This window comes from Chitinivorax sp. B, from assembly GCF_005503445.1.
Taxonomy (GTDB): Bacteria; Pseudomonadota; Gammaproteobacteria; order Burkholderiales; family SCOH01; genus Chitinivorax.
Genome location: NZ_SCOH01000006.1, coordinates 146,098 through 152,624, shown reverse-complemented (window position 1 = coordinate 152,624; position 6,527 = coordinate 146,098). Strand labels below are relative to the sequence as shown.

The window sequence follows — 6,527 nt, the reverse complement described above, 5'->3', positions numbered from 1 at the left end:
ATATTGATGTCATTGGGTATTGATAAAGCAATGGTGAACTTGGCCGGACACAAAGGTCACGTACCATTTCGAATCAATGTATGACGATAACAAGACCGTAACGAAACCAAATCAATTAAGTGGAAGGAGTCAGTCATGTCAGCCATTTCTGCCGGTCAATCAACCCGATCGGCGCCGGTGATGAATCTGGAAGCAAACTATCAACTGGTCTCAGCAGAACGGCTCGTGGAGATTGCTGACCGATATCACTGGATCGTCGGGCCTATTCATCGGGCCAGTGAATATGTCCGGCAGATGCCATTCTTCGACTTTGTAGAGCGCATGACCGCCGCACAGGATTTCAAAGGCTGTGCCTGCCAGCTGTACCATCATTCGGCTACGTTTCCAAAAGTCATGGGATTGATGCTGGGGCTGACCCCACTTTCGGAAAATCACATGATGCCATTTTATGCTGGGCATGCATTTGGTGAAGCAACACATCACCAATTGTTGATGCGCTGGATGCTGCAACACCGATTACTGTGTGAGGCTGACGATATCGGGAAGGTCATTACAACACCAGAAACCAATGCGTGCGTCAATTTGGCCTATCAGATGGCGGTGGAGCAGGATCGGGATAAGTGGTTGGTTGCGTTGAACTGCGGGATTGAGCGCTGCTCGAATGATTTCTTCAAGGCGGTTGCACCCAAGATGCACCGACTGGGCGTGGGGGATGAGTATTTCAATATCCATGTGGAAGCGGACGAGCATCACAGCATCATGGGGCTGGAGCACATTTCAGCTACATCAAGTGCAGCCAGGCGGGAGGTGTTGATTGCCAAGGCATTGGAAGGGATTACGCTGTGGGCGGCCATGCTGCACTCGTGGATTGGCATGACGGCAGTACCGGTATTCGATCTTGATGGTAGGCTGGCGAAGCGGACGGTATGGCAGGGATACTGATCCAGGTAATGGTACCAAGCAAAACGGCCCAGTCTGAGTGGGCCGTTCCATGGTGTTAGCTCGCGCAGGTACGACTTATTTTTCAACAAACGCACGTTCGATGACATAGTCACCTGGCTCACCAACACGAGGTGATACCTTGAAGCCACGCTTGTCGAGCATTGCACAAGTGTCTTTCAGCATACTGGGGCTGCCGCAGATCATGGCGCGGTCGACTTCAGGGTTCAGTGGCGGTAAGCCGATGTCTTCAAATAGTTTGCCTGAATCGACCAGATCGCCCAGTCGGCCTTGATTCTGGAAGGACTCCCGGGTCACAGCTGGATAGTAAATCAGTTTTTCCTTGACGCCTTCACCGAAGAATTCGTTTTTAGGCAGTTCTTTGGTAATGAAGTCGGAATAGGCCAGTTCGCTGACCATGCGCACACCATGGAACAGGATGACCTTTTCGTAGCGTTCATAGGTTTCCGGGTCCTGGATAATGCTCATGAACGGTGCCAAGCCAGTGCCAGTGCCAAACAAGTACAAATGCTTGCCGGGGCGCAGGTCGTCAAGTACCAACGTGCCGGTGGGTTTGCGGCTGACCAGTATCTGATCACCCTCCTTCAAATGCTGAAGGCGTGAAGTCAACGGGCCATTTTGCACCTTGATCGAGAAGAACTCCATATGTTCTTCATAATTAGGGCTGGCAATGCTGTAAGCGCGCATCAGTGGCCGGCCTTCCACTTCCAGGCCGATCATCACGAAATGACCGTTATGAAAACGCAAGCCCTGATCGCGGGTGGTCTTGAAACTAAACAACGTGTCATTCCAGTGGTGGACACTCAGGACGCGCTCGGTAAAGTAGGAAGCAGACATGACTCGACTCGGTCAAAAAGGGTTGTACAGGTGACCGGCTATAAGATTGTTACCTTCGCTTATAACGTTGATCACATTCAAGAACTTGTAGTTATTTTACCAGTAATTTCATCGGATTTATCGCGTAATACTGATATTTGATATTTGCAAAATCGATAGTGCAAAGCCTTGTCAGCGTAACACTACAACATTGTGATGCCCGATATTTTGCGTTGCATCAATTTGTTTGGCAACCGGGTGATGCCCTAGGTTCAGTTCGAGCGGAAAGTCGGTCGTGCCAGTCTTGTATCAAGGACACTCCGGCAGCAGGGTGTTGTCCGATAACGGAGGGGGTTCCTGCATCAGGGTTCTTACAACAGTGACAGAGCATTGCGCCTCGGCCACCACGCGCGCCCATCACAATATGGTCGACATGGGATTGTCGGGCATAGTCGATCAATGCGGCGGCAGGGTCAGGGTGGCTCAGGACATGAAACGTAATGCGATTGACCCCTAACTCAAGTGGATGAGCCCAATGTTTGAGTTCGATCAGACGCTGGACATGCAGGTTCTGACCATGTTCGTCTTCATTCAGATCCAAAGACAAGCGGTGGGATTTGACAACAGTAACGCAGGCTAGGCGGGCGCCGGGTTCGATCTCCAGAATACGCCGTGTGGTATGACGTAATCGATCCGCCAGCTCAATCATACCTGGCGATAGATCGACTGCTACCATCAGGATTGGTGCATGCTCCACTTGATTTTCGGCAGACTGCCCAGCCGATGCCTCGGCTCCCAATGAACGGAACCAACGCTTGGCGACAATGCCCAGCGAATCACTTTGCCGCTTTTCAGCCAGTAGGCTGAGTGGAACCTGAGCGGGATTGGCAAGCATTAGGGCCAACTCCGCAGCAGTGGCCCAACGCTGTGCCGGGTCAATAGCCAGACAGCGCAGAATGATTTCCTGTAGCCAAGGTGGGCACTGTGGATTCAGTATCACAGGAGGAATCGGATCGCGATATAGCCGACGTTTCAAACCCGGTATGGTGGTTGGGAAGCCAAATGGCTGTTGGCCGGTGGTCAGGTAATACAGGATCACACCTAGCGCAAACAGATCGCTGCGTGGGTCATTGCGCACGCGCAATACCTGTTCAGGTGATATATAAGGCCCGGTCCCCAGTGGGAGATTGAATTCCTCGGCCAGTAGGTCTGGAAGATGATCATGGCGGGCCAGGCCAAAATCCACGAATACGACGTCACTATTGTCCCGGAGCAGTATGTTACTGGGTTTGATGTCAAGGTGAATGACGTGCTGCTGGTGAAGGCAGTGCAAGCCATCGGCAATTCGTCGCCCCATGTCGGCTACTTCATCGATTGACAAAGGCAGGGCATGCAGGTGTGTGGATAGTGCGTTGTCGCCCAAATATTCCATTACGATATAAGGCTGGTGCGCGAAATCACCCTCAGCAACACAGCGTGGTACATGCGAGCCATTCAGCCGTGGCAAAATCATTTGCTCTACTTCAAACCCGACAATGCCGGTTGGATCGTCATCGGGGTGGATGCGTGGGACTTTCATGACCAATGGCAGTTCGAAATCGGGATGTGTCACTTGCCAGATGGTGGCCATACCGCCTTGGTGCAATTTGTGTTTCAATCGAAAACCGTCGATTGTCATGCCCGCAACCGGGGTAACAGGGGCCATACCTAAGTTCCAGTGATCAGTCTGTGTGCCAGTCTTTCGGGCAGCCCAGCCGCGATAACCTTGCGGGCCGCCGTCATATGATCATAGGGTATGCGGTGATAGGTCAGTGTGGCTTGCGACAAGTCAAACAATGCGTAACAGGCGGCGGGATTTCCGTCTCTTGGCTGTCCGACTGAGCCGACGATGCAGAGCCAGCGACGTAACTGACTTAGTGGAATGGCAACTTCAGGCGTTGGGACATGACAGAATGCACGTTCGCTGCTGCCCATATGGAAAAGCGAGGGTGGGTGGACGTGTCCACAAAAGGTATAGCGGCAACGAGTGGCTTTGAGGCTGTGTGTGGCTTCATTGCAGCTGTGAATGTAGGCCCAATCACCTGGTGCCCATGCATTGGCGTGCACAAACAGGCAGTCTATGTCCTCATGTTGTAGTGGAAGATTTGCCAGAAACGCCAAATGGTCAGGTTGAAGCTGAGTCTGTGTCCAGGTCACTGCCAAGGCAGCATCGCTTTGCATGGTGGAATATGCATGGTGGGCAACGGCATGATCATGATTGCCCTGGATGACAATGGCACCATCTGTGGCGTATGCCATCACACGTTCAACCACCCAGGCAGGGTTTGCGCCATAGCCGACCAGATCTCCCAGAAAAACATAGTGTTCCGCACCACATTGCTTTGCATGGGCAAGGCAGGCTACCAGGGCTTCCTGGTTTGCATGCAGGTCAGCAAGCAAGGCAAGGCGCATGGCATGGCAACAGATTGATATCAGAATTGATTGTACGCCTGAAAACCTTGTCTTGGTGCGGTTTGGTGGCCTGCTATGCTGAAGGAGTGGTCAAATGGAATATGACTGAACCGAGGAGACGGCAATGAGTGGACATGTCTACAAACTGGTAGAGCTGGTGGGGTCGTCAGATAAAGGAACGGATGATGCAATCCGAAATGCGATTGCAAAGGCGTCAAGTACCCTCACCCACCTCGATTGGTTCGAGGTGACCGAGACACGCGGTCACATCATCAACGGTCAGATTGCCCACTGGCAAGTTACATTGAAAGTAGGCTTTCGCGTCGAAGATAGTGGTGCGTAAGCGTTGCTGGCCGAGGTGGAGTAGTCAGCTATCCATGACATGCACCCAGCTGGCTGAGCCGGCATCATCGTGTGCTCTTGCAAACTGCTCCCAGGTTTGAGCGGATCTGGCCATGGCATCGGCGACTTCCTGTGCGGATTCGCACGGATGGTCGCCATGCAGGGCGCAAATGACGGGGTCGAATTCGGCAAGCGCGTCTTGTGCGGACTGCTCATTGACTTGGGTGAGGATATAGGCCATGCCATTCTCCTTCTGATCGGCCGGCTATCCCATTGTTGGGTAGGCCGGCCAAGACGACCATGGGACGGGTATGAATCAACCCAAACCATTGGCCAGGGATAACTTCTCTTAGAGTTGGGCAGGTTTGATTAAGTTCCTGCAATCAATGCAATTTGATGCGTGGATTGCGTACCCGTGCAATTGTTTCGGCCCAGGTGGCCAGCCAAGTACGGAACCACCCGTTGATTGCAATCTGGTGCTTTTTATAGAGTGACCAGTACATGATCTTGGCGAACAAACCCTCGATGAACAGGCTGCCTTGGGTCAATCCCCCCATCAAAGATCCCACGGTACTGTACTCCCCCAGTGATACCAATGAGCCATGGTCGTGATACCGGAACGTGGGCAATGGTTTGCCCATCAACCGGTTGGTCAATGTTTTCACCATCATGGAGGCTTGCTGGTGGGCTGCCTGGGCGCGAGGCGGCACCAATGGCTTGCCTTCACCTTGTGAACAGGCTGCACAGTCGCCCATGGCAAAAATATTCGGGTCCCGCGTGGATTGAAGACTGGCATCCACCACAAGTTGATTGAGTCGATTGGTTTCCAAGCCATCAATGTCTTTCAGGAAGTCTGGCGCCTTGATGCCAGCCGCCCATACCACCAGGCCGCTGGGAATGAATTTGCCACTGGCCATGCGAACACCTTGTGACGATACCTCTACCACGCGCTCATTGGCATGGATTTCCACATCGATCTTGCGCAACTCGAGCGCCACAGCGGCTGATACCCGTTCAGGAAGCATGGATAACAGACGAGGGGCGGCGTCGACGATCGCGATCTTGAGGTCCTTCTCAGGGTGGATATTGGCAAAGCCGAAGCTGCTGAGGATGCGTGTGGTCATGTGGAGCTCAGCTGACAGCTCCACGCCGGTGGCCCCGCCGCCAATAATGGTCACAGTCAGGCGTCCTTCACCGGCAGCCAACTTTGCGGCCTGGGCACGGATACAAGCATTGATCAACTTGGTATGAAAACGCTCAGCGGCTGCTGAAGAATCAAGCATGATGGCATGCTCGCTGGCACCGGGTGTGTTGAAGTCGTTGGTTTGACTGCCCAAGGCGATGACCAGGGTGTCATAGGGGATCGCTTGGCGAGGGAGTAGTTCGTCGCCGTACTCGTCCAGGGTAGGGGCAAGGTAGATTTCGCGTTTGTCGCGAGCCAGGCCATCCATGCGGCCCAAGCGGAAGGTGAAATGGTGCCATCGGGCCAGCGCAAGGTATTCAAGCTCGTCGGCGTGGCTATCCAATGTGCCGGCAGCTACTTGATGAAGAAGGGGCTTCCATAAGTGGGTGCGCGCAGCATCCACCAGTACGATTTCTGCTTTTTTCTTTTTGCCCAGTTTGTCACCTAGCCGTACTGCCAATTCCAGTCCGCCGGCACCACCGCCCACGATGACAATCCGATGTAACGCTTGTTCTCCAGGGTGAGTCACGTTTTCTTCTCCAAATGCTGCAATGCAGCAATCGTCCGCCATTATAGAACGTGGGCCGAGTATTGGATATGGGAATGTTACAAGCCAGATAGAACCACAGGTGAAGCGATTCCATCAGGAATGGTTGTGCAATCAGAAGCCGATGTTCGACATGACATGCAGATGCCGAATCCCTTGAACTCAGTGACCGTTCATCGCTTTAGAGGTGCCGTTGGTTCAGTTTTGTGAGTGTTGATATGCTAATGG

The 6,527-nt window shown here is 53.0% G+C and carries 7 protein-coding genes; 2 read left to right on the top strand and 5 right to left on the bottom strand.

Annotation, left to right across the window (positions count from 1 at the left end; all coding sequences use genetic code 11):
• Positions 1-135: 135 nt before the first annotated feature.
• Positions 136-942 carry an iron-containing redox enzyme family protein gene (locus FFS57_RS05945; protein WP_249383910.1) on the top strand — a complete coding sequence of 269 codons (807 nt, stop codon included), beginning with the start codon at positions 136-138 and terminating at the stop codon, positions 940-942.
• Between the two features lie 75 nt (positions 943-1,017).
• On the opposite strand, the gene FFS57_RS05940 is transcribed toward FFS57_RS05945, so the two are convergent.
• The 3 genes from FFS57_RS05940 to FFS57_RS05930 all read right to left on the bottom strand — a co-directional run bounded on the left by FFS57_RS05940 (position 1,018) and on the right by FFS57_RS05930 (position 4,227).
• A complete protein-coding gene (locus FFS57_RS05940) occupies positions 1,018-1,797 on the bottom strand; it encodes a ferredoxin--NADP reductase (RefSeq protein ID WP_137936844.1) in 780 nt (259 codons plus the stop codon).
• A gap of 217 nt (positions 1,798-2,014) precedes the next feature.
• On the bottom strand, positions 2,015-3,481 hold the full coding sequence (locus FFS57_RS05935; protein ID WP_137936843.1) for a bifunctional serine/threonine-protein kinase/universal stress protein: 1,467 nt from the start codon (positions 3,479-3,481) through the stop codon (positions 2,015-2,017).
• A gap of 2 nt (positions 3,482-3,483) precedes the next feature.
• On the bottom strand, positions 3,484-4,227 hold the full coding sequence (locus FFS57_RS05930) for a metallophosphoesterase family protein (protein WP_137936842.1): 744 nt from the start codon (positions 4,225-4,227) through the stop codon (positions 3,484-3,486).
• 124 nt (positions 4,228-4,351) lie between these two features.
• Between FFS57_RS05930 and FFS57_RS05925 the strand changes: the two genes are divergently transcribed.
• Positions 4,352-4,570 (top strand): dodecin, encoded by a 219-nt coding sequence (locus tag FFS57_RS05925; RefSeq protein WP_137936841.1) that lies wholly within the window; start codon positions 4,352-4,354, stop codon positions 4,568-4,570.
• Positions 4,571-4,594: 24 nt separating this feature from the next.
• Here FFS57_RS05925 and FFS57_RS05920 read toward each other — a convergent pair whose 3' ends face one another.
• Together FFS57_RS05920 and FFS57_RS05915 are read right to left on the bottom strand one after the other, a co-directional pair.
• Entirely contained in the window at positions 4,595-4,810 is a 216-nt protein-coding gene (locus FFS57_RS05920; RefSeq protein WP_137936840.1) for a hypothetical protein, read from the bottom strand.
• 142 nt (positions 4,811-4,952) lie between these two features.
• A complete protein-coding gene (locus tag FFS57_RS05915) occupies positions 4,953-6,281 on the bottom strand; it encodes an NAD(P)/FAD-dependent oxidoreductase (RefSeq protein WP_249383909.1) in 1,329 nt (442 codons plus the stop codon).
• Positions 6,282-6,527 lie beyond the last annotated feature (246 nt).